At 61.9% G+C, this 21321-nt stretch carries 22 protein-coding genes; 11 read left to right on the top strand and 11 right to left on the bottom strand.

The annotated features are described in order from the left end of the window. The first annotated feature begins 1176 nt into the window (after nt 1–1176). Nucleotides 1177–1413, top strand: a complete 237-nt coding sequence (locus AC5ZG5_RS15475) for a helix-turn-helix domain-containing protein (protein WP_456643332.1) — start codon at nt 1177–1179, stop codon at nt 1411–1413. An 11-nt stretch (nt 1414–1424) separates the two neighbouring features. On the opposite strand, the gene AC5ZG5_RS15480 is transcribed toward AC5ZG5_RS15475, so the two are convergent. Beyond that, the gene (locus tag AC5ZG5_RS15480; protein WP_456643333.1) at nt 1425–2813 is read right to left on the bottom strand and encodes a tyrosine-type recombinase/integrase; all 1389 of its coding nucleotides are present in this window, start codon (nt 2811–2813) and stop codon (nt 1425–1427) included. 305 nt (nt 2814–3118) lie between these two features. Between AC5ZG5_RS15480 and AC5ZG5_RS15485 the strand changes: the two genes are divergently transcribed. Beyond that, the gene (locus AC5ZG5_RS15485; protein WP_409334853.1) at nt 3119–3340 is read left to right on the top strand and encodes a hypothetical protein; all 222 of its coding nucleotides are present in this window, start codon (nt 3119–3121) and stop codon (nt 3338–3340) included. Nucleotides 3341–3344: 4 nt separating this feature from the next. Here the strand turns inward: AC5ZG5_RS15485 and AC5ZG5_RS15490 are convergent, their stop codons facing one another. Further along, nucleotides 3345–4448, bottom strand: a complete 1104-nt coding sequence (locus AC5ZG5_RS15490) for an FAD-dependent oxidoreductase (protein WP_456643334.1) — start codon at nt 4446–4448, stop codon at nt 3345–3347. Nucleotides 4449–4621: 173 nt separating this feature from the next. On the opposite strand from AC5ZG5_RS15490, the gene AC5ZG5_RS15495 reads away from it, so the two are divergent. Continuing rightward, the gene (locus tag AC5ZG5_RS15495) at nt 4622–5005 is read left to right on the top strand and encodes a MarR family winged helix-turn-helix transcriptional regulator (RefSeq protein WP_456643335.1); all 384 of its coding nucleotides are present in this window, start codon (nt 4622–4624) and stop codon (nt 5003–5005) included. Between the two features lie 86 nt (nt 5006–5091). On the opposite strand, the gene AC5ZG5_RS15500 is transcribed toward AC5ZG5_RS15495, so the two are convergent. Beyond that, a complete protein-coding gene (locus AC5ZG5_RS15500) occupies nt 5092–5973 on the bottom strand; it encodes an AraC family transcriptional regulator (protein ID WP_456643336.1) in 882 nt (293 codons plus the stop codon). 88 nt (nt 5974–6061) lie between these two features. After that, nucleotides 6062–6523, bottom strand: a complete 462-nt coding sequence (locus AC5ZG5_RS15505) for a group III truncated hemoglobin (protein ID WP_456643337.1) — start codon at nt 6521–6523, stop codon at nt 6062–6064. A gap of 84 nt (nt 6524–6607) precedes the next feature. Here AC5ZG5_RS15505 and AC5ZG5_RS15510 point away from each other — a divergent pair, with 84 nt between their 5' ends. Further along, complete coding sequence (locus tag AC5ZG5_RS15510; RefSeq protein ID WP_456643338.1) at nt 6608–7036, top strand: RrF2 family transcriptional regulator; 429 nt, start codon at nt 6608–6610, stop codon at nt 7034–7036. Here the strand turns inward: AC5ZG5_RS15510 and AC5ZG5_RS15515 are convergent. After that, nucleotides 7033–7695: an SET domain-containing protein gene (locus tag AC5ZG5_RS15515; RefSeq protein ID WP_456643339.1), complete on the bottom strand. Its 663-nt coding sequence runs from the start codon at nt 7693–7695 to the stop codon at nt 7033–7035. The two genes, AC5ZG5_RS15510 and AC5ZG5_RS15515, sit on opposite strands and share 4 nt — an antisense overlap. 387 nt (nt 7696–8082) lie before the next feature. Continuing rightward, the gene (locus AC5ZG5_RS15520) at nt 8083–8808 is read right to left on the bottom strand and encodes a TetR/AcrR family transcriptional regulator (protein WP_456643340.1); all 726 of its coding nucleotides are present in this window, start codon (nt 8806–8808) and stop codon (nt 8083–8085) included. A 111-nt stretch (nt 8809–8919) separates the two neighbouring features. Here AC5ZG5_RS15520 and AC5ZG5_RS15525 point away from each other — a divergent pair, with 111 nt between their 5' ends. The 4 genes from AC5ZG5_RS15525 (at nt 8920) to AC5ZG5_RS15540 (ending at nt 12120) form a co-directional block, all read left to right on the top strand. Then, nucleotides 8920–10323 (top strand): carotenoid oxygenase family protein, encoded by a 1404-nt coding sequence (locus AC5ZG5_RS15525; protein WP_456643341.1) that lies wholly within the window; start codon nt 8920–8922, stop codon nt 10321–10323. Nucleotides 10324–10573: 250 nt separating this feature from the next. Further along, the gene (locus AC5ZG5_RS15530; RefSeq protein WP_456643342.1) at nt 10574–11152 is read left to right on the top strand and encodes a hypothetical protein; all 579 of its coding nucleotides are present in this window, start codon (nt 10574–10576) and stop codon (nt 11150–11152) included. A gap of 22 nt (nt 11153–11174) precedes the next feature. After that, nucleotides 11175–11729, top strand: coding sequence for an inner membrane-spanning protein YciB (locus tag AC5ZG5_RS15535; RefSeq protein WP_456643343.1), 555 nt, complete (start codon nt 11175–11177; stop codon nt 11727–11729). Between the two features lie 94 nt (nt 11730–11823). Then, the gene (locus AC5ZG5_RS15540; protein ID WP_028163534.1) at nt 11824–12120 is read left to right on the top strand and encodes a hypothetical protein; all 297 of its coding nucleotides are present in this window, start codon (nt 11824–11826) and stop codon (nt 12118–12120) included. A 135-nt stretch (nt 12121–12255) separates the two neighbouring features. On the opposite strand, the gene AC5ZG5_RS15545 is transcribed toward AC5ZG5_RS15540, so the two are convergent. Then, nucleotides 12256–13911, bottom strand: a complete 1656-nt coding sequence (locus tag AC5ZG5_RS15545) for a fumarate hydratase (protein ID WP_456643344.1) — start codon at nt 13909–13911, stop codon at nt 12256–12258. 210 nt (nt 13912–14121) lie between these two features. Here AC5ZG5_RS15545 and AC5ZG5_RS15550 point away from each other — a divergent pair, with 210 nt between their 5' ends. Beyond that, nucleotides 14122–14601, top strand: a complete 480-nt coding sequence (locus AC5ZG5_RS15550; protein WP_456643345.1) for a hypothetical protein — start codon at nt 14122–14124, stop codon at nt 14599–14601. Between the two features lie 74 nt (nt 14602–14675). Continuing rightward, a complete protein-coding gene (locus tag AC5ZG5_RS15555) occupies nt 14676–15035 on the top strand; it encodes a GFA family protein (protein WP_028163537.1) in 360 nt (119 codons plus the stop codon). A 109-nt stretch (nt 15036–15144) separates the two neighbouring features. Here the strand turns inward: AC5ZG5_RS15555 and AC5ZG5_RS15560 are convergent, their stop codons facing one another. Beyond that, nucleotides 15145–15852 (bottom strand): glutathione S-transferase, encoded by a 708-nt coding sequence (locus AC5ZG5_RS15560; protein ID WP_130231073.1) that lies wholly within the window; start codon nt 15850–15852, stop codon nt 15145–15147. 155 nt (nt 15853–16007) lie between these two features. Between AC5ZG5_RS15560 and AC5ZG5_RS15565 the strand changes: the two genes are divergently transcribed. Continuing rightward, nucleotides 16008–16412, top strand: coding sequence for a DUF3606 domain-containing protein (locus AC5ZG5_RS15565; protein ID WP_456643346.1), 405 nt, complete (start codon nt 16008–16010; stop codon nt 16410–16412). Nucleotides 16413–16696: 284 nt separating this feature from the next. On the opposite strand, the gene AC5ZG5_RS15570 is transcribed toward AC5ZG5_RS15565, so the two are convergent. The 3 genes from AC5ZG5_RS15570 to cckA all read right to left on the bottom strand — a co-directional run bounded on the left by AC5ZG5_RS15570 (nt 16697) and on the right by cckA (nt 21291). Beyond that, complete coding sequence (locus AC5ZG5_RS15570; protein WP_456643413.1) at nt 16697–17365, bottom strand: lectin; 669 nt, start codon at nt 17363–17365, stop codon at nt 16697–16699. A gap of 155 nt (nt 17366–17520) precedes the next feature. Then, a complete protein-coding gene (locus tag AC5ZG5_RS15575) occupies nt 17521–18492 on the bottom strand; it encodes a Tim44 domain-containing protein (RefSeq protein WP_456643347.1) in 972 nt (323 codons plus the stop codon). 240 nt (nt 18493–18732) lie between these two features. Continuing rightward, nucleotides 18733–21291 carry a cell cycle histidine kinase CckA gene (gene cckA, locus AC5ZG5_RS15580; protein ID WP_456643348.1) on the bottom strand — a complete coding sequence of 853 codons (2559 nt, stop codon included), beginning with the start codon at nt 21289–21291 and terminating at the stop codon, nt 18733–18735. Nucleotides 21292–21321: the final 30 nt, after the last annotated feature.

The following is a 21321-nucleotide window of genomic DNA, read 5'->3' on the forward strand; positions in this document are numbered from 1 at the left end:
ACGCAATGAGGCCACTTCCCGGCTCTTCAGAGGACAGAGCAGGCGCGTTGAAGGATCGAGTACAGAGATGACGGACGCGGAGGACATTCACATTCGATTCGATGCGCCCGCGATGCATCGCAAATGGCCCTCCATAAACAATGAACGTCGTGCAGACAGAAGCACCTATCTACTGGCGGAAGGCACGCTGGACGACTGCATAGGAGAGTTTATGACCAAGCCTGAGGCCACACGTCATCTTTACCAAATCCACACCGCGCCACAGCCTCCGCTCATAACGGAAGTCTTGTCAGCCGATCACATCACCAAACTCGCCAGATTCCGAAGTTTCCTCTGATCGGGATGTGGTTGCGGCGCCTGTGCCCAGGTGAAGCGTCAGCCTCAGAATCAGCGAGTCTCAGATCAAGAAAACAAGCACGCTTCGACCTCGCTTCCAAGACAAGGGCACGCTGTGCTCGGCATCGATCGTTGGTTGCTGGGGCGATGACGCCGCGCTCTCGGAGCGTCTGGGCCTTGACCGACGTATATACTGCGATGGTTACCCGGTTTGCTGAAGTGTGGCCCAACGGTCTGCAGATCAACGTGTGGGACACTCTTTCCGTGCTATCCGCGCCGGCAACTTTCGCGCAATCTGATGCAGTACAGGCTGATGCAGGACGTAAGATGTGACTGCTTCACATTTTCCGAGTGCAGCTCCTTGCTAATCTGCCGGTGCACACGTCCTGCAACGGGCGTCTTCTATCTCGTTCAGAGGACTGTACTTTCGCCCTGATGCGTCAGCGCGAAACTTGAGCTAACCGAAGCAATAAAGGCGACAGCTTGGCACGCGTTCAGCAAAGTTGGTCACCCAAAAAGATGGCGCGAAAAGCCACTCACCGGAAAATGATCCGTGTGTCCTCCTCCGATCTCGCTGGCCCAAAATCATTCTTGGCTCTTTCAGCTGTCCCATAATGCTTGATTCTTTCTTGGCTTTCACTGGAGAGACGAATGAAGCCCATGATTGAATGAATTGACGCAGCCGCCTTCCTCCCTGCCACTCGTTTCCATCTTGCGTTCAACCTCGTGTCGAGAACCAAATTCACAAAGTCGGATGTCAGGCGCGCGCTGTTCCGAAAACACGCCGCCGTTAGCTATACGAGACCGCCGACGTTGACCCCATCTCAGCGGCGGAGAGGGATGGACAGCGAAGCGTGGGAGGGATCGAAGGCGATGACGGGTGAGCGCCGCCAAAAACGCAATCTAATTCCGTTGAAAAAGGCGTTGGAGCGAGGCGGTTTCGGCCGAACCAAGGCCTACAAGCTGATCAAGAAGGGAAAGATCATCGCCTACAAAATGGAGGGCCAGACCATGATCGATGCTGATTCCATCGATGCCTATCATATGTCCCTCCCTCGCATTGAGCCGAGTACATGAAGCAAGGCGCTCTAGCTACTTGTGCAGGTTTCAAGGATTGTTTTGATCGGCACAATTTTCTTTGAACCGGCAAAGCCATCGATCCGGTCAGCCCAATGCTGCATCAGCTTGGTGCGCGAGCCGATCAGGGCCAGCGGTCCGTGCCGTTTGTAGATCGCCTTTACCGAGTCACTTTCGAGATGCGCAAGTTGCAGCTCGATGACGTCGCCATCCCAGGCCTTGGCTTCTTTGATCTCCTCATGGTGGCAAAGCGTCGAGAACGTCGTGCGGAAGCCATGTGCGCAATGTTCGGTCTTGGTGTCGATGCCGAGCGTACGCAGCCGACAACAAAGCGCTCGAGCGGACAACGGTGCATCTTCGCCACAAGCGAACACGTAGCGCCGATTGCCATTAATTTTCCGCACGCGCCGCAGGATAGCGAGGGCTTGTCGCGACAGGGGTACGACATGATCCCAGCCGGTCTTCATCTTAGCAGCAGGAATAGTCCACCGCTCGGTATCCCAGTCGACTTCTGACCATTCCATGTTGTTGATCATGCCGGGGCGCGGGACGGTCAGTGCATTCAGCCGAAGTGCATCACCAAGCGGGTCGCCAAATCTGGCCTTCGCCCATGTCGGCATGACCAGCCTGAAAAGGCGAACCACGTCCTGCGGATCAGTGACGCCGGGCCGCGGCGTCGAAACGTTGACGGTCAGCTGCTTCTTGCACGAACGGAATGGATTGTAGCCATCGCCTTCGAGGTCAGCGTAGTCGCAGACTTGCGAACCGATGCTGTGAACGCGGTCACGGGTCTCTAGCCTGCCTTCAGCCTGCATCGCCCGAAAGAAACCGAGAACATCGGGGCGCTTGATGTCTTTCCGACAGAGCTTGCCGAAACGATCCTTCAGGTAGCCAGCCCACAGTTCGAGCAGCGCGATAGTTTCAGGACTGCGCACTGTGACAAGTCTACCGCGCTTGATCTTCTCGGTTTTCTTCTCTGCGAGCCATTCATCGATCCAGACGCCGAAAGGGCGTTCGGCCGCCTGACGATGTCTTTCGAATTGCTTTTCGATGGAGGGATCGAGTGGTGGATCTTGTGCGAGCAGCGCCTTTGCGGCGTCGCGCTTCTGACGTGCAGTGGAGAGCGAGACGGTGCCGCCGGTGCCATCGCCGTAAGGTCCGATGGAGTAGGTCTTCTGTCGGCCGTGAAAGCGATATGCCATCTGCCAGAGCTTGGAAGCGGCCTTGCCCGGCCTGTTCAGGTCCGGCTTGATGAAGAGATAAAGACCACCGCCTGTCACGTCAGAAATCTTGGTGGCCGTCCAAGTGCTGTTCTCGAATTTCGGTTTGGCGGCACGACAGTCGACGTCGGTCCTGATCTGCTCGGCCTTCGCGTGCGGGCTAACCTGATTGCTTGCCATCTGCTTCGATTCTCGCGTCTCGGAAGGTCGGAATTGTGCCGCTACGTTTGTTCTTCCGACACCAACAAAAATGCCAACAAAATCTGCGGCTGGACGCGAATGAGAACAAACAGCGCCGAACGGGAATGTACGCAAAAACCCCTAGTCTTCAAGGGTTCTAAGCATGTGCGAACACCATCGAACATCTTAGGACGTCTTCGAACAGTCTCCTGTCCTGCGTCCGAGGTAATCGAAAGCTCTTACGTGCGAGGTAATCGAAAAGGCGCGCGGACCGGATCATCTTCGAAGGGCACGAGGAGATGACCATGAGACCCGACCCGAGCCCCTTCCCGTCCGCCGCCGACATCATTGCATGGCTGCTCAATCTGGCGACATCGCTGATCGCGCGTTCACTGCAGCTACCGGAACCGCTGGTCTACTCGACCGGCGTCTACGTCGTCGCACAGGTGCAGGCCGCCGAGACCAGAGCGGCGAAGCGGCTTTGTCCATTGCGCCTCATGCGTCAGCTCCGCCGGCTGTTCCGCTGAATCATCAACAAGGCTGCAAGCTGTGACTTGCAAAGAACTCCAGTATCCCCTGCGGGGCATTCGCTTCGAACGAGAGTTCGAGATTGGCGGCGGATTCGGCGGCCTTCTCCCGGGCGCGTGGGAACATCTTGGCTTCGTAGATCGCAAGGGCACGCTCGATGTCGTTGGTATGTTCGATGATGGCCCTGGCCAGGTCGGCACCATCGATCATGGCCAGATTTGCCCCCTCTCCGCCGAAGGGCGACATCAGGTGAGCGGCATCCCCGAGCAGCGTCACGCCTGGAGTGCGCGGCCAGCGATGTCCCTCCGGCAACATCCAGATTGGCCTCGGCAGGAGATCGCCATCGCTGTTGGCCAGCACTTCATGAAAATCACGATGCCAGTCGTGAAAGTGCCGGTGCAGCATGTCGCGAGAAACAGGCCGTCTGGACCAATCGGCCGCGACCTTGAGGGCAGCGTAGATACACAACTCGCTATCGGGCTCCCGATGGCCGATGATGGCTCGTTCGTCCGAGAGCGCGAGCATGAATCCTTTGCCAACCAGGGCGGCCGCCGTCGGATGTCTCTTGTCGGCATCGAGATAGCGCAGTTCGACGAAGCTGATGCCCGAATAGATCGGAACGGCTTCCGAGACGAGCGGGCGGACCTTTGACCACGCTCCATCAGCGCCGATCAAAAGGTCTGCCGTCGCGACGCTGCCGTCGGCGAACGACAATTTGAACCCGCCATCCGCCCTACCTACTCCGGTCACGCGCGCATTCCAGCGAACAAGGCCCGGCGGCAGAGAGGACAGCAGCAGATTGCGCAACGTGCCCCGGTCGATTTCCGGCCGCAAGCCATCGCCGTCATCAGTCAGTCGCACCCCGCCTGTCTTGTCCAGGACGCGCAAGGCATCGCCATGTTGCAGAGTAAGGCTGGCAAAGGCCTCAAGCAGACCCGCGGCTTGCAATGCGGCCTGGCCTGTATCCTGATGAATATCGAGCATCCCACCCTGGTGACGAAGGGTGGCCGAGAGATCGGCCTCGTAGACGACTGCCGCGATGCCATGTCTATGCAGCACGCTGGCCAGACAAAGTCCGCCCATTCCCCCGCCCACAATTGCGATCATGGCCTACTCTTCGGGCTGCATCCAGGTTACATATAGGAGCCTATATATTTGTATAGGACCCTATGCAAGAGAAAATGACGATGCGAAAATGGGAGCTACACGAGCGGCCGGGCCATCTCATCAACAGGGCGGCGAGATTGCTCCTCCGCCTGGCGGATGCCAAGTTCCGGCCGTTGGGAATCGGCGTTGCCGGCTTCCCCGTTCTCAACATGTTGAGGGCAGGACAAAAGCTCTCCCAGAAGGACCTGGCGCTATGTGCCCGGATCGAGCAGCCGAGCATGGCTCAGCTCCTGTCGCGGCTCGAACGCGACGGCATGATCAAGCGCAGCCCCGATCCCGATGACGGCCGCAGTAGCCTGATCTCAATAACGCGCAAGGCGCTCGGAATACTTCCCGAGATCGATGCAGCCGTGGACGCCGGCAATGAAATGGCCGTTGCGGGCATGAGCGACGGTGAAATCAAAATGTTGATTGATCTGCTCCAGCGCCTGATTGGCAATCTGGAACAGGCCGCGCAACGCGAGCAAATGGCGATGGATCACGCCGAGAAGGTCTAGGCCGTGAACCATAAAGACCGAGATTGGGTGGATAGCGGCCTGTCCGTTTCTTGCGATCGGAAGGGACAGGCCGCCGTCAGAGGGCGCTATTTCAGAGGCAAAAATAGTTCCGCGACCGCCTCATGCTCCGGCACCTCCGGGAAGAAGCTCAGCCGCTGGCAATAGATCGGGAAGTCGCGTGCTTCCTCGCCGCTGGCCGGAAGCCAGTCGCGATAAAGGTAGAGCGCGGCGGGCTCGAGATTGTCGGTGTTGCCAACGACGCGCAGCACCGCACAGCGTCCGCCAGGGATCTCGCCGGCTTTGATCTGCTCACCGCTCGCCTCGATCGGTTGGTCGGTCCCGACACAAAGGTCCACGCTATAATCGGCAGGCGACGCAGGACGCCGCTCGGAATGCCAGACATTGAAGGTCGCACTTGTCTTGGGGTGCAGGCCAGCGGCCTTGCGCCACGCGATGAACCGCTGGATGGTGGCGCCGAGCGTCGCCGGGTCGCCCCGATGCTCCATGATCGCCACCGGCATGGGGGGCACATCGCGAATCGTGACGTCGTCAGTGGTAAAAGTCTTCTGCATGAGCTTGCTCCTTGCGTTGTCGAGAGGCCCGAAGGCCGCAAGCCACGGCTCCCAGTCGGGAGACTGCCGGAACGACGAAGGCGATTGCCCGAACCGTCGCCGAAAGGCGCGGGCGAAGGCGTCCGGTGCATCGTAACCGGCATCCATCGCTATGTCCGTGACGCTTTGGGCATCGCTGTAGGCTAGCCGGTATGAAGCGCGCTTCATGCGGGCGAGCTGGATATAGCGATGCACGGACAGCCCGAAGGTCGCCGTGAACTGCCGGTGGAAATGATATTTCGAGTAGGCTGCGACGCTGCAAAGTGCATCCAGGTCCAGATCGTCGTCCAGATGCCGGTCTATGTGATCCAGCACCCGCTGCATCCGGGCATGGTAGTCTTGAAGCGCCGCCTTCATCGTTCTGTCCTCCGTGGCAGCGCCAGCTATGCGCACACAGACATGACGCGCTCGACCGATCTTGCGGTCTTGTCACGGCGTTCGTGTGTTATTGCGCCGCTCCCTCCTCGCCGCGCCGAAACCGCTCGCCCTTGCCGAGCATCACGCCCTGAGCGCCGGCGATGCCGAGTTCGAGGCTGGCAGCGATCCGCTGCGCGCGCTCGATGAAATGCGCGGCCGCCTCCTGCGGACAGAGTTCGCGGGCGGTCTGTTCGAACAATTCGAGCCAGCGGTCAAAATGATCGGCGTCGACCGGCAGCGGCAGGTGTTTTGCCATCGGCGTGCCGTGATAGCGGCCGGTCATCAGCGCGACCGACGACCAGAATGCGCACATTTGCGACAGATGCGGCCCCCAATCCCGGATGCGTGCTTCGAACACCGGCCCAAGCACCGCATCGGCGCGGACCTTGGCGTAGAAGCCGTGCACGAGGTGCTCGATCATGGCCTCGGTGATACCGGTCTTGGCGACGATTTCGGCCGTGATCTGCTCGCGCCGCTCTGCCCCTGTCATGCCAGCTCTCCTCAAATAGGTATTCTAAATACCCATTTAGGGCAGTATGGCAGGTTCGCAAAACCGGATTTTTGCGGGGCTCCCATGCGCCTCACTCTGTTCACCGATTTCGCCCTGCGCGCCCTGATGCGGCTCGCGGGCGAGCCGACGCGCTCGTTTGCGACCACCGAGATCGCGGCCGAATTCGGCATTTCGCGCAATCACCTGGCCAAGATCGTGCGGAACCTTGCGGACAGCGGCTTCATCACCACCCAGCGCGGGGCTGGCGGCGGTTTTGCGCTGGCGCGACCGCCGCAGGCGATCACGCTCGGCGAGGTCGTGCGCGCGCTGGAGAACGACCAGGCGCTGGTCGAATGTTTTCGTGAGGATGGCGGCGCCTGCGTGCTGACGCCGCGCTGCCGCCTGAAGGGAAGACTGGCCGCGGCGCGCGAAGCCTTCTTGCGCGAGCTCGATGCAACGACGCTCGCCGAATGCGCCTATCCGGCGCGGCCAAAGGCGGTCAAGCCAATCTAGGCGTGTAGCGCCGTCGCTGAGCTCTTGCGCTTTCCGGCGACCACCTTCTTGCCGGCAGGCTTGGGGCGGCCCGAGCCGTTCAGATACTTGCCGTTGGCCTTGCCGTTCTTCTTTTTCGCCTTTTCTTTGGCTTTGTCTTGAGCTTTGGTCTTTTCCTTGGCGACCTTCTCGGCCTTCCGCTTCGCCTTGCGCTCGGCTTTCTCCTTTAGCCTGAGCCGTTCCGCCCGCGCCTCGGCGCGCTTCTTCTTGCGTTTCTTCTCGCAGGAATCGCACTTGCAGCCGATCGGCTTCAGATAGGCTTTGAAATAATCGGTGCCGTAGTCGTAGTTGATCTCCTCGCCGGGCTCGATGTTCTTGATGGCGCGGATATAGATCTTGCGCTTGCGCGGCTTGACGTCGGATTCCGAATTCGGCTTGCAGGAATGATTGATATAGCGGGCGACGTTTTCGCGGATCGAGCCGTCGATGGTCCACCGGTTGGTGAGCTCGAACAGATATTTGTTCTCGATCTCGTCCTCTTCCTTCTTCTTGGAATCCAGGAGCGGCCCGAAATAGCGGATGATCCTGCTACCCTTCTTGATCGGCTTGGTGGCGAAAAGGCCGAGTCCGGTGCGGGAACGGCCGACGCGATAGGGTTTATTGGGCGATATCGAGGGCATGGTAATGTTGAATGAACGGACGCTTCGCACGAGCGACGGCTGTGCGGAGCCGCTCTTCTAGGACAATTCAGCGCCGCTGTCAGGTGTTTCGCGCTTGCCGTTGAAGCTTGCCCACAATGAACGCGTCTGAATAAAGCATGATCCGGTCAAGTGGGAAGCGGCTCTCCGAAAAGATCACGCTCAAACAAGGAGATGAGATCACCATCTCATCGCGGTTCCGCTATGAAGGCTTGCATGATGAAGCTTGTCATAATGCATGCGTAGTCGCCATCCTGCTGGCCGGCAGTCTTGACCATTCTCAAACGCCCAAACATTCAACAGCAGCTACACGTCGACGGCACCAAAAGACTGCCGCGCGGTGGGTAAACCAACCAATCTCAACCATTTTTAGTTGGCCGGTGGACGGAAGGCCGAACTGTGCAGCATCGCATCCAGCAATGTCTCGGCCGATGTGCCCTCGGGCAGCCGCTTCAGGACGTCGGACAGGCGGCCGTCAAGCAGCAGCGTGGTGAAGCCGTGCACCAGCGACCAGGCACGCACGATCGCAGCAGCCTGGTCGAGCGACAGCTTCTGCTCCTCGATATGCTCGTGGCGGCTTTCGCCGACCGCACCGGCAAGGCCGCCGAAGGCGGCGCTTGCGGCCTCGTGCAGCGAGGGTCTGGACATGTCGAGCCGCTCGGTGCGGAACATCAGGCCGTACATGCCCGGATGCGCCTGCGCATAGGCGATATAGGCCTTTGCGCGCGCTAGCCCCTTCTCCGCGATGGTGGCGCCGCCTGCGACGGCGGCGCGCATCGCATCGTTGAACTGGCGGAAGCCGATGGCGGCGAGCTCGCTGAGCAGGCCAGCCAGATCGCCGAAATGATGCGTCGGCGCGGCATGCGAAACGCCGGCCTCGCGCGCCACCGCGCGCAAGGTCAGCCCCGCCAGCCCGTCGCGCTCGAGCACGCGCTCTGCCGCCGTCAACAGCGCCTCGTGCAGCGCGCCATGATGATAGGGCGCCTCGCCCGACCTGCGCTGCCGGCGCGCCGGCCTCGCGGCCGCTTGTTTCGTCGTCTTCCGCGTTCTCGGCGGTGACGCCTTCGCCTTGTTTTCTCTCGACAATCTCGTCATACGAATCCTTATATGTCGCAATTTTGACACTGTAAAGATTTTGCTTGACGGTCGGCAGCGCCACCTGTATCGGTATCTTTACAACGTAAAGATAACATGGAGGGAGTGACGATGCTTGATCAGACGATCGCTGAGACACCGCGGACCAACCTGGCGCCGATCCCTTTTGAAGCGGATGCGCCGTTACTGAAAATATCGGGCGAGCTGCCACGTGAGCTTAACGGCACGCTCTATCGGAACGGGCCCAATCCGCAATTCGAGTCCCCCGGCGCACATTGGTTCGTCGGCGACGGCATGCTGCACGCCTTCCACCTCGAGAACGGCCGCGCCAGCTATCGCAATCGCTGGGTGCGGACGCCGAAATGGCAGGCCGAGCATGACGCCGGCCGCGCATTGTTCGGCGGCTTCGGCCGCAAGCTTCCGGATGCGCCGCCGGCGACCACCACTGACGGCGGCGTCGCCAACACCAACATCATCTTCCATGCCGGCCGCTTGCTCGCGCTCGAGGAAGGCCATCTGCCGACCGAGATCGAGCCCGGCACACTGAAGCGAACAGGTTATTGCGATTATAACGGCGCCATCCAGGGCCCCTTCACCGCGCATCCCAAGATCGACCCGAAGACCGGTGAGCTCGTATTCTTCGGCTACAACGCCGCGGGCCCTCTGACCCCTGCCCTTTCCTTCGGCTCGGTCAATTCGTCCGGTGTGGTCACACGCTTCGAGCGTTTTGAATCGCCCTATGCCAGCATGGTGCACGACTTCATCGTCACGGAGAACCATCTGCTGTTTCCGATCCTGCCGGTCACCGGCAGCATGGAGCGGGCGATGAGGGGGAAAGCGCCATATGCCTGGGAGCCCGAGAAAGGCGCCTATGTCGGCGTGATGAAGCGGAGCGCCTCCGCGCAGGACATCACCTGGTTCCGCGCCGAGAGCTGCTACGTCTTCCACGTCGTGAACGCCTGGGAGGAAGGCAGCCACATCATCGCCGACGTCATGCAGTTCGAGGAAGCGCCACTGTTCAACCATCCGGACGGCTCGCCGACGGACCCGAAGAAGAACCGCGCGCGCTATTGCCGCTGGACCTTCGATCTCGCCGGCAATACCGACCGTTTCACGCAAACCTATCTCGACGACCTCACCGGCGAATTCCCGCGCATCGACGATCGCCATGCCGGCTATGCTTTCGCCCATGGCTGGTACGCCTGCGCCAATCCTGCACTGCCGATGTTCGGCGCGCTCTCCGGCATCGTGCACGTCGATGGCACGGGCAAGCGCCGCGACCACTATCTGCTGCCCGCCGGCGACACCATCTCGGAGCCGGTGTTCGTCGAGCGCGGGAGCGATGCGCCCGAGGGCGACGGCTGGCTGCTCGCAGTGGTCTGGCGCGCCCGGGAAAATCGCAGCGACCTCGCCGTGTTCAACGCGCGCGACGTCCAGGCCGGCCCGATCGCACTGGTCCATCTCGGCCACCGCGTACCCGATGGCTTCCACGGCAATTGGGTCGGCGCGAATTGAGCCCGCGCGCCCGCTCTCCCGTCATTCCGGGCATCGCAACGCGATGAACCCGGAATTTGGAGGTTGTGGGCTCGAGATTCCGGGTTCGCGTTAACGCGCGCCCCGGGATGATGTTGCCCTAAACGACTGAAATCATTCCGACTTATTCGACCTCGCCTTTATTTTGACACTGTAAAGATTTCGTTTGACTCCTTCTCAGGACACCTCTAGTTTATCTTTACATTGTCAAGATTAGCACAGAGAGGCGGCCATGACGATTTTCCTCATCCTCGCCCCCTATGGTGCTTTCGCAGCCCTGCTGCTGGTGACGTCGGCGACGGCCAGCCTGTTTGCCGCCGCGGCGATCTGCCTCGCGGTCATCGCATTCGACGTGATGCGTGGCCTCTCGATCAAGATCCTCGGCGTCGGCTCGGTGACCACCTTCGCTGCAATCGGCCTCTATGTCGCCTTCGTCGATCAGCACCTCGGCACCGCGTCGGTGAGGTTCGCCGTCGACACTGGCATCTTCGTGGTTTCGCTCGGCTCGATCCTGGCCCGCCGTCCCTTCACGTTGCAATATGCGCGCGAAGTGGTCGACGCCAACACAGTGCAGCAACCCGGCTTCCTGCGCGTCAACTACGTCATCACCTGGGCCTGGACCATCGCGGCGCTGCTGATGATGGTCGGCAACATCGCCATCGTCTACATGCCGAGCCTGCCGCTGTGGAGCGGGCTTCTGATTGCGTTCGCCGCGCGCAATAGTGCCGTCTTCTTCACCAAGTGGTACCCGCATTACCGGATGACGAAATACGGTGCCCATCCGGTCAATGCGTTGCCCACTGCGAACTGAGTATCGCTGGAAGGACACCACGATGAAGGACGTCTTCGCAAGGCTCGCCTCCGACTTCTTCTCGACCATCGTGTTCCTGGCGGTCTATTTCGCCACCGATAACGTTCTGCTCGCGACGGGGATCGCGATTGCCGGCGCGATCGCACAGGTGGTGCATTCCCGCATCAAGGGCGAGACGCTCGGCTTCATGACCTGGGCGAGCCTGGCGCTGGTGATCGTGCTCGGCAGCGCCACCCTGCTCACCCACGATCTGCGCTTCGTGCTGGCAAAGCCGGCGATTGCGCATTTCGCGATCGGCGCGATCATGCTCAAGCGCGGCTGGATGCTGCGCTACATGCCGCCGATCGTGGTGCAGACCATTCCGGAATATGTCACCCTCGCCGGCTATGCCTGGGCGGCACTGATGTTCGCGATCGGCGCCGGCACCATCGCGGTGGCCGCGACCGGCGACATCAAGCTGTGGGCGACCTATGTGACGGTGGTAGCCGCCGGCTTGAAGATCGCCGCCTTCGCGATCCAATACGTCCTCTTCCGCATCATTGTGACGAGCCGCTTGCGCGCCGCCGCCCGCGCTTAATCATCGCAGGGCGGAAATACAGCGTTGGGCTTGCGCGCGCAGATAGGCTATACCCGCCGACCAAGCTTCACCATTGAACCTCGGGGAGACAGGCATGGCGGTGGACGGAAACTGGAATCTCACCATGAGCACGCCGATGGGCGATCGTCAGGCGACCCTGTCGCTGAAGAACTCGGGCGGCACGCTCACGGGCACGCAGGGCGCCGAAGGCAGCTCGGCCGAGATCTTCGACGGCACCGCCAACGGCGACGATGTCGCCTGGAAGGTTTCCATCACCAACCCGATGCCGCTCACGCTCGAATTCACCGGAAAGGTGACGGGCGACAGCATCGCCGGCGAAATGGGCATCGGCCCGATGGGCAGCTTCCCGTTCACGGGGACAAGGGCGTAAAGCGGCGCCATTATTGGCGCGGCATTTGCTGCAAACTCAGTCGTCATACGCGGGCTTGACCCGCGTATCCATCTCCTTTGAACGATGGATGGCCGGGTCAAGCCCGGCCATGACACATCGTGAGGCTACGCCTCCTCAACCCAAGTTCAACTCCTTGAAGAAGTCGTTGCCCTTGTCATCGATGATGATGAAGGCTGGAAAATCCACGACCTCGATGCGCCAGATCGCTTCCATGCCGAGCTCGGGATATTCGACCACCTCGACCTTCTTGATGCAGTGCTCGGCGAGGTTCGCCGCGGCGCCACCGATCGAGCCGAGATAGAAGCCTCCGTGCTTCTTGCAGGCTTCGCGCACCGCCGGCGCGCGGTTGCCTTTCGCCACCATCACCATCGAGCCGCCGGCGGCCTGGAACTGGTCTACGAAGGAGTCCATGCGCCCGGCCGTGGTCGGACCGAACGCGCCGGACGCGTAGCCATCAGGCGTCTTGGCCGGACCGGCGTAATAGACCGGATGGTTCTTGAAGTAATCCGGCAGCGGCTCGCCCTTCTCCAGCCGCTCGCGCAATTTGGCGTGCGCGGAGTCACGTGCGACGATCATGGTGCCGGTCATCGATACGCGCGTCTTGATCGGATGCTTTGAGAGCGTAGCCAGGATATCCTTCATCGGCTGATTGAGATCGATCTTGACGACGTCGCCGCCAAGCGACTGCTCGACCTGCGGCAGATACTGCGCGGGGTTATGCTCGAGCTCCTCCAGATAGACGCCGTCCTTGGTGATCTTGCCGAGCACCTGGCGGTCCGCCGAGCAGGACACGCCGAGCCCGATCGGCAATGAGGCGCCGTGGCGCGGCAGCCGGATCACGCGCACGTCGTGGCAGAAATACTTGCCGCCGAACTGCGCGCCGACGCCCAAGCTTTGCGTCATCTTGTGGATTTCCTGCTCCATCTCCAGATCGCGGAAGGCGTTGCCGTCGGGCGAGCCGTGCGTCGGCAGCGCGTCGAGATAGCGGGCGGAGGCGAGCTTCACCGTCTTCATGCAAAGTTCGGCCGAGGTGCCGCCGATCACGATCGCGAGATGATAAGGCGGGCACGCCGCGGTGCCGAGCGTGAGGATCTTCTCCTTCAGGAATGCCAGCAGCCGATCCTTGGTCAGCACCGACGGCGTCGCCTGGAACAGGAAGCTCTTGTTGGCGCTGCCGCCGCCTTTGGCCATGAACATGAACTTGTAGGCATCATCGCCCTCGGCGTAGATCTCGCACTGCGCCGGCATGTTGTTGGCGGTGTTCTTCTCCTCATACATCGACAGCGGCGCCACCTGCGAATAGCGCAAATTGCGTCGCAAGTAAGCGTCGCGCGCGCCTTCCGACAGCGCCGCCTCGTCATCGCCCTCGGTGATGACGTTGCAACCCTTCTTGCCCATGATGATCGCGGTGCCGGTGTCCTGGCACATCGGCAGCACGCCGCCGGCGGCGATATTGGCGTTCTTGAGGAAATCGAACGCCACGAACTTGTCGTTGTCGCTGGCTTCCTTGTCGTCGAGGATATTGCGAAGCTGCTTGAGGTGCCCCGGCCGCAGGTAATGGTTGATCTCGCCGAAGGCGGCCTCCGATAGCGCCCGCAGCGCCTCGCGCGACACCACCAGCATGTCCCGTCCCAGCACCTTCTCGACCCGCACGCCTTCCGCCGTGACCTTCTTGTACGGCGTCGTGTCCTGCCCCAGCGGGAACAACGGCGTGTGCTTGTAGGGCGGAACAGGCTTGGACTGGTCGGGGAAAGCGGTGGGAGCGTTCATGGGCATGATCTCGGGTTGGGGCCGGGAACGTCGGCCCGGCATCTAGAGCCGTTCTAAGCATTTTTGCCGTAAAGGAAAGGCGTGGGAACGCTAGCCAGCGATCCGGGGCACCTGCGGTTTCGCGCAGGGCTGGCCCCCGCATATTGACGCAACCCGCTCGACCCTGCATTGAACCAGTGTGGTTTTCCATGCCGGCAGGGGGGGGCATCCGTGACCAGAACACTCGTATTGCGTCTTCGAGGCGCAGCGCTCGCCGCCGTGCTGGGGCTTTTCTCCGCCCTCGCCGCATTGCCGGCACACGCCGACCAATGCGATGACATCGCCAAGCAGCTCGCCAGCCAGATCGACGGCCTCAAGGTCAACTTCAAGGCCGCCAACATCGTCTATCTGACCCATCCCGCGACCAGGGAATTGTCGCTCGGCTGCCGCGGCAGGAGCTACTCCATCGAGCTCTATGCCAAGGGCGACCGGAAGCCGAAGCCGGAATTCTATCAACTGGTCAGCTCGGCGGCGGCGATCATCTTCACCGTGCCGAAGGACGACACCACGACCGGCGCCACGCGCTGCCTGAAGCGCATGGGCCTGTTGCGCGGCGACAAGGTCAGCATGCGCTTCCGCCGCCTCAACATGGACTGCACGCGCACCAAGACCGAGGCATCGATCGCGATCACCCGCGGCAAGGACGAATAGCGCTTCCGCGACCTGCTGACCGGACCGAGCCGTTGCGTTATCATGCTTTCCCCGGGATGCGGTGAGGAAGAACGATGCCTGACAGCAAAACCTATACCGGCGGGTGCCATTGCGGACAGGTGCGTTTCGAATGCACCTCCGATCTTGCCATGGTGACCAATTGCAACTGCTCGATCTGCACCAAGAAGGGCCTGCATTTCGCCTTCCTGCCGCCGAGGAGTTTTCAGCTCCGCGCCGGCGAGGAGAACTTGAAGGAATATCTCTTCAACCGGCACGCCATCCGCCATCAATTCTGCATCGACTGCGGCGCCGAGGTGTTTGCCTACGGCAAGAAGCCCGACGGCACTGATGTGGTGGCGCTGAACGTGAGCTGCATCGACGGCATCGAGTTGTCGAAGCTCGCGATGACGCCGTTCGACGGCAAGAACAGTTGATGTCGTTTCATGCACCGTCATGCCCGGGCTTGTCCCGGGCATCCACGTTCAACCGAAACCGTGGATGGCCGGGTCAAGCCCGGCCATGACGAGCGGATAGAGCGACGCTTCAAAGATCCAGTTCCTTGTACCGGCGGAAGATGCCCTGCTCGTTGAACGGAATCCGCCGCTCGCTTGCCAGATAGGTCTTGATGTTCGGCCGCTCGGCGACGCGATCGCGCAATTCGACCAGGCGGGGAATGTTCTCCTCGAACGCCTGCATGTGCTTCGGGAAGGCATAACGGAGGCCCTCCACGATCTGAAACAGCGACAGATCGACATAGGTCAGGCGGCGGCCGCTGACGTAAGCACCGCCATTTGCCTCCACAATATCTTCGAAATAGCCAAGATATTTCGGCACCCGCTCCTTCCAGAATTCCGCGGTGCGCTTCTTCGCCGGCGCCTTCTGGTCCTCGTAATAAAGGCTAGGCCCGAGCGGGTGATGGGTGTCGTGAACTTCCAGCACGAGATCGGCAATCGTGAGCTGCATTTGATGCACCCAAAGCCGTGCCGCTTCGGCCTTCGGCGCCAGGCCATGGCGCGCGCCGAGAAAGAACAGGATATTCGCAGTCTGCCCGATCACGAGCTTGCCGGCTTTGAGGAACGGCGGCGCGAAGGGCGGTGTGCCCTTGCCCGCTTCCATCATCGCCATCATCGCGCTTGTGCCGCCTGCGCCACGCGCCACATCGTCATAATCAGCACCCGCATCCTCCAGCGCGAGTCGCACATATTCGCCGCGGCCCTGGATATCGGGCCAGTAGTAGAGCTGATAGCGCATGGACGATGCCTCCCCAGTGACAAGCTCATGACAACACCACACTCCTGTGGCCGGCGCTCTGTTGCCCCGTGATCGCAATTGTTTGCAAACGCGCGACGATGTTAACCTGTTCCGACCTTGGAACATCCGATTCCCGATCGGACAGGAGAATATTGATGGCGGATAGCAAGAAGAAGCGCGGCGCTGGTGATCGCGCGCGGATCGCGTTGGACGAAGCTTATGAGGTCGCCTACTGGTCAAAAAAGTTCAAGGTCACGCCGGCCGAGCTGAAATCCGCCGTCAAGAAAGTCGGACATTCCGCCAAGAAGGTGGAAGCCTACTTCAAGGAGCAGAAGCACCTCGCCGCGGACCGTGCGCGGATTGCGGTTAGCGAGCCCTATGAAGTGCGCTACTGGTCCAAGAAGTTCAAAGTCACACCGGCCAAGTTGAAGGCCGCGGTCGCTGCCGTAGGCCATTCGTCGAAGAAAGTCGCGGCCTATGTGGCGAAGAAGAAAACAGCTCCCAAGAAGGTAGCAAAGAAGAAAGTCGCGAAGAAAATAGCCACCAAGAAGGCCGCCTGAGCGCTTGCTGGAGCATGGTGCGATGAGGTCGAATCGTGTCCGCGATGGCGCTGCGTCCCTTCACCTCTCCCGTAGGGAGAGGTCGGCGTGTAACGCCGGGTGAGTGGATTTGCTCTATCGAGGGGCCGCACCCCCTCACCCGCTCCTTCGGCGCGACCTCTCCCTACGGGAGAGGTGAACTTGCGGCGAGACTGATTCAGCCAAGAGACATCACGCGCTGGCGCATGATCTGATTGGATGGAATCGGATCACGCTCCAGGCGGCCGGGATTGGCGGCATGGACTTCAGTTCACGGCGAAGCAGTACAGCAAGCCGTCGCCGCCGGTGCTCTTCAAGTCAGCCTGCGAGCAGCCACCGTCGGGGCCGCGCGAAGGATGCGATGAGTTCCAGGACTTCGATGGCTCGTCGTCGCGCAGGCCGATGCGGTCGGAATGGCCGACGATGGCGGTGCCCTGCGTGCTGCTTGTCCAGTTCTTGCAGGTGCGATCCTCGCTGGCGGCAAACGCCGTGCCGTCCGCTTGCGAGCCGGTCAGCACGTCGTGACGGTTCGGCGTGTCGCCGCGGCCATTGATGACCTCGCCTTTTTCAGAAAGCGCGGTCTGCTTGGTGAGATTGTTGCCGGCGCTGTGGAGGTCGGCGACATCCTTGGCGACCACCACCCCCTTCACATTCTGCCACGGCCCTTTCCCGATGCGGTCGCGCGCGTTCACGGCCGGCTGGCCGTCGGCCGCCTGTGTCGACAGATAGGCGTGCCAGGTTTTCGGCGCGCCGAAGCCCGCCGCCTGCGCCAGCGTCTGGCAATGATTGTCAGCGCCCGCAAGCCCACCGAGATTGCCGCCATTGCCGATGCCGTTGCTGGTCAGGAAGAAGCTCGCATTGGCCGACTGCGCCTGCGCCGGTTGCAGCGCGAAAGCGGCAAGTGCGAAACACGTCGGCGCGATGATGGCACGCATATTCATTTGCTCCTCCTGATTGTTCTTGGCTTCCGACATCAACCCGTAGCGGCACTGATTATTCCGATGCTGTGACCGCGAAAATGAATCGCGCAAAGCAAAAGGCGCTGCGGAATGAACCGCAGCGCCTCGATGTTACGTTATCTAGCGGACGATCAGTTCGCCTGCTGGATCGCCGAGAGTTCCCAGTCGCTGCCGCGCCGGCGCACGAAGGTCCAGACCTCCGTCACTTCCTGCGGCTGCTCGCTGCCGGCGACCGGCCGGCTGGTGGTGCGGTCGAGCGTCTGGTCGACCAGCGAGAACCGCATCGCCACGGTGGCGTAATCGGACTCGCCCTCGCGCCAGGCTTCGGCAAGATCGCCCTGCAGCAGTTTCACATTCGTCACCTTGTTGACGACGTTGCGAGCCTTGTTCTCCTCCAGGTCCTTGGAGAAGTAGGAGACCATTTCGGGCGTCGCGAGCGAGTGCAGCTTGCCGACATCCTCATTTGACCATGCAGCCTGGACCTCGCCGAGCAGGCGCTCGAAGGCCTCATAGTCGGCCGGCGCGATTTCCAGAGGTGCGTTGGACGATCCGAGGCCGAAACCCATGCCCGAGCGATAATTCGGCTGCGGGCCCACGCCGGGTGCAGGTGTCGGTCCGCCGGCATAGGCGGCGGCCGGTGTCTGGCGGCGCTGCCACCACGACATCGCGAGCCGCACCACCAGCACGATCAGGCCGATCTGCAGCAACAGGCCGAGGATCGACGTCAGGCCGCCGAGGCCGGAGAGTAGGCCACCACCGAACAAGAGGCCGAACAGGCCGGCGCCGAGGAAGCCCGCGGCGAGGCCGCCGAGCAGGCCGCGGCCCATGCCGCCCCGGTTGAACAGGCCGCCCGAATTCGCGGCCGGCGAGTTCATGCCGGTGCCAGGCTGGCTATAGGTGCGGTTGAACGGTTGCGTCGCGCCGGGCGCCGTGTTGGTGCTGGGCGGCGCGGAAAAGCTCCGCGAGCCGCGGGAACCGGAGCCGAAGCCGCCGCCGGCGCGGGCGTCGGCCGCCGAGATGCTGATAGCCGTGAGGGGCAGCGCCAGCGCGATCGCGACCGCGATAGCCCGAACAATTCCGCGCGTGTGTTGCGTGAAATTCATCTGTGTTTCCTTGAATCCCCGAAATGGGGAAAGTGACACTAAGATGGGCACGGCCGCCCAAAAGGGAAGCCGTAAACGGGAACAACCACTGCGGCCCTCAGTCGCGGGGATGTGACAAAAGCCCGTCTTTTCACGGGTTTTAGCGGCTTCTTAACCCTGTCATTGCGACCGGAGCGAGGCGCTGCAGACTGCCACCACGGAGGGCAGGTTGCTTCGTCGCCTCCCCTGGCGATGACGTTATTACAGCGTCATCGTCTCCTTCACGGCAGCGACGAGCTGCGTCAGCGTGAAGGGCTTTGGCAGGAAGGCGAACTGCTGGTTCTCCGGCAGGCTCTTCTCGAACGCATCCTCGGCATAGCCGGAGACGAAGATGATCTTCAGATCCGGATTGCGGCTGCGCATCTCCTTCAAGAGCGTCGGGCCATCCATCTCGGGCATCACCACGTCGGAGACGACGAGGTCGATCTCGCCATTCTTCTCGTCGAAGGCTTCCATCGCCTCGACGCCGTTGGACGCCTCGATCACGCTGTAGCCGCGCGAACGCAAGCCGCGGGCGTTCAGTGAACGCAGACCATCCTCGTCTTCGACCAAGAGGATCGTACCCTGCCCCGTCAGGTCGGGTTTTGGCTTGGGCGGCTCGGCTGCAGCCTCCTTGGCGCCGTTGGTCGGCTGCGGCTCCGATGCGGCCTCCTGCTCGGGCCGGTGGCGCGGCAGGAAGATGCGGAACGTGGTGCCCTCGCCAGGCGTGGAATCGACATATACGAAGCCGCCGGTCTGCTTGACGATGCCGTAGACCGTCGACAGGCCGAGCCCCGTGCCTTTGCCGACCTCCTTGGTCGAGAAGAACGGCTCGAAGATCTTGTCGATGATCTCAAGCGGAATGCCGGTGCCGGTATCGGTGATGTCGATCCGCACATAGTCCGCCGCCGGCAGGCCCTTGTAGGCGAGCTGGCCCGCTTCCTCCGCCGCCACGTTCTGGGTCTTGATGATCAGCTTGCCGCCATCAGGCATCGCATCGCGCGCGTTGACGGCGAGGTTGACGACCACCTGCTCGAACTGGGAGACGTCGACCTTCACCGGCCAGAGGTCGCGCCCGTGCACGAGGTCGAGTTTCACCTTCTCGCCGATCAGCCGGCGCAGCAGCATGGTCAGGTCGGATAGTGCGTCGCCGAGATCCAGCACCTGCGGCCGCAGCGTCTGGCGGCGCGAGAAGGCGAGCAGTTGCCGCACCAGCGTCGCCGCGCGGGTCGCGTTCTGCTTGATCTGCATGATGTCCTGGAACGACGGATCGGTCGGCTTGTGTGCGTTCAGCAGGAAATCGTTCGCCATCATGATGGCTGACAGCACGTTGTTGAAATCGTGCGCAATGCCGCCGGCCAGTTGGCCGACCATATCCATCTTCTGCGACTGATTGATCTGGTTTTCCAGCGTGCGCCGCTCGGTGGTCTCGAGCATGTAGACGATCGCGGCCTCGGCATCGCGCTCGTCCTCCTCCACCGCAGTGATGAAGAAGTGGCCCCAGCGTTCCTTGGCGCCGTCGAGCATGACCTCGACCGGCGCGATGTCGCCCCTGCCCTCGGCGGCCTGGTTGATCGCCGCGATCACCAGGCTGCGGTCGCGCGGATTGACCGCGCGGAAGATCGACTTGGTGGCAGCACCATCCGCACTCAGGCCTTGCGCCAGCTTGGCATAGCGCGCATTGGCGCGCACGACATTGCCGCCGCGGTCGACGGTCGCGATCGCCATCGGCGTATGGTCGAAGAAGCGCATGAAGCGCACTTCGGCGGCGCGTTCGGGATCGTGATGCTCGTCGCGGGCGCGGCTGATGACGAGCGTGCGCGAGGCCCCGCGCGCGCCGTCGGCGCCGAAGGCGAGCTTGTGATAGAGCCGCACCGGCATCGGCTTGCCGCTGCGCATCCTGAGATCGATGTCGAAGACTTCGGTCTTCACCTCACCCGGCGCCGGCACGATCGAGGTCAGCAGCGCCGCGCCGTCGCCGGACACGATGTCGGTGAGCTTCAAGCCGCCCGAGCCGATCTCGGCGAGGTCGTAGTCGAGCCAGTTCGCGAGCGTCGCGTTGACATAGGCGATCTCGCCGGACGGCGTGACCGAGAAGAAGCCGCAAGGCGCGTGATCGAGATATTCGATCGCGTGTTGCAGTTCCTTGAACACGTCCTCCTGGCGCTCGCGGTCGCGGGTGATGTCGGCGATCGACCACACCGCATATTTCTGTTCGCGCTTGCTCTGGCCGAGCGGGCGCACCCGCATCCTGAGCCACCGCCCCTGGAGGCCATCATGGCCGGCGATACGGACCTCCTCCTGCTGCCGCTTGCCTTCGCGCGCGGCCTTGAGCAGGCGGAACACGGCCTCGGAGACATCCGGATTGCCGATGAAGACGCGCTCGACCGGCCGCACCTCCTGCGGGCTCGAGGCCCCCGTCAGCGCGAGATAGGCGGCGTTGGAATAGACCACCTGTCCGTGCGAATCCGTGACCGCCAGCCCGTCATAGGCGTGGTTGGCGATCCGGCCCATCACGGGGTCGTCGGTGGAACGGTCGGAGAAACGGACGATTCCGGCGGCAAAGGCGAAAAGGCTGAACAGCCCGACCATGGCGAGCAGCGCCAGCACGCCAAGGATATAGGGCTGTGCCTGGCCGCGGCCGATCGTCATCAGCGCGACCGCCACCGCGACGAGGCCGGCCGCCACCAGCAGCACCAGAACAATGCTGCCGCTCCGCCGCGCCGGTTCGTGGGCCACGAACGGCTCGGCAGCCTGGTTGTGATCGGTCTCGGCGGTCATTGACTGAAGCTGCCCGTCGGCGGTGAAGGC

This window comes from Bradyrhizobium sp. Ses1 (assembly GCF_059512365.1).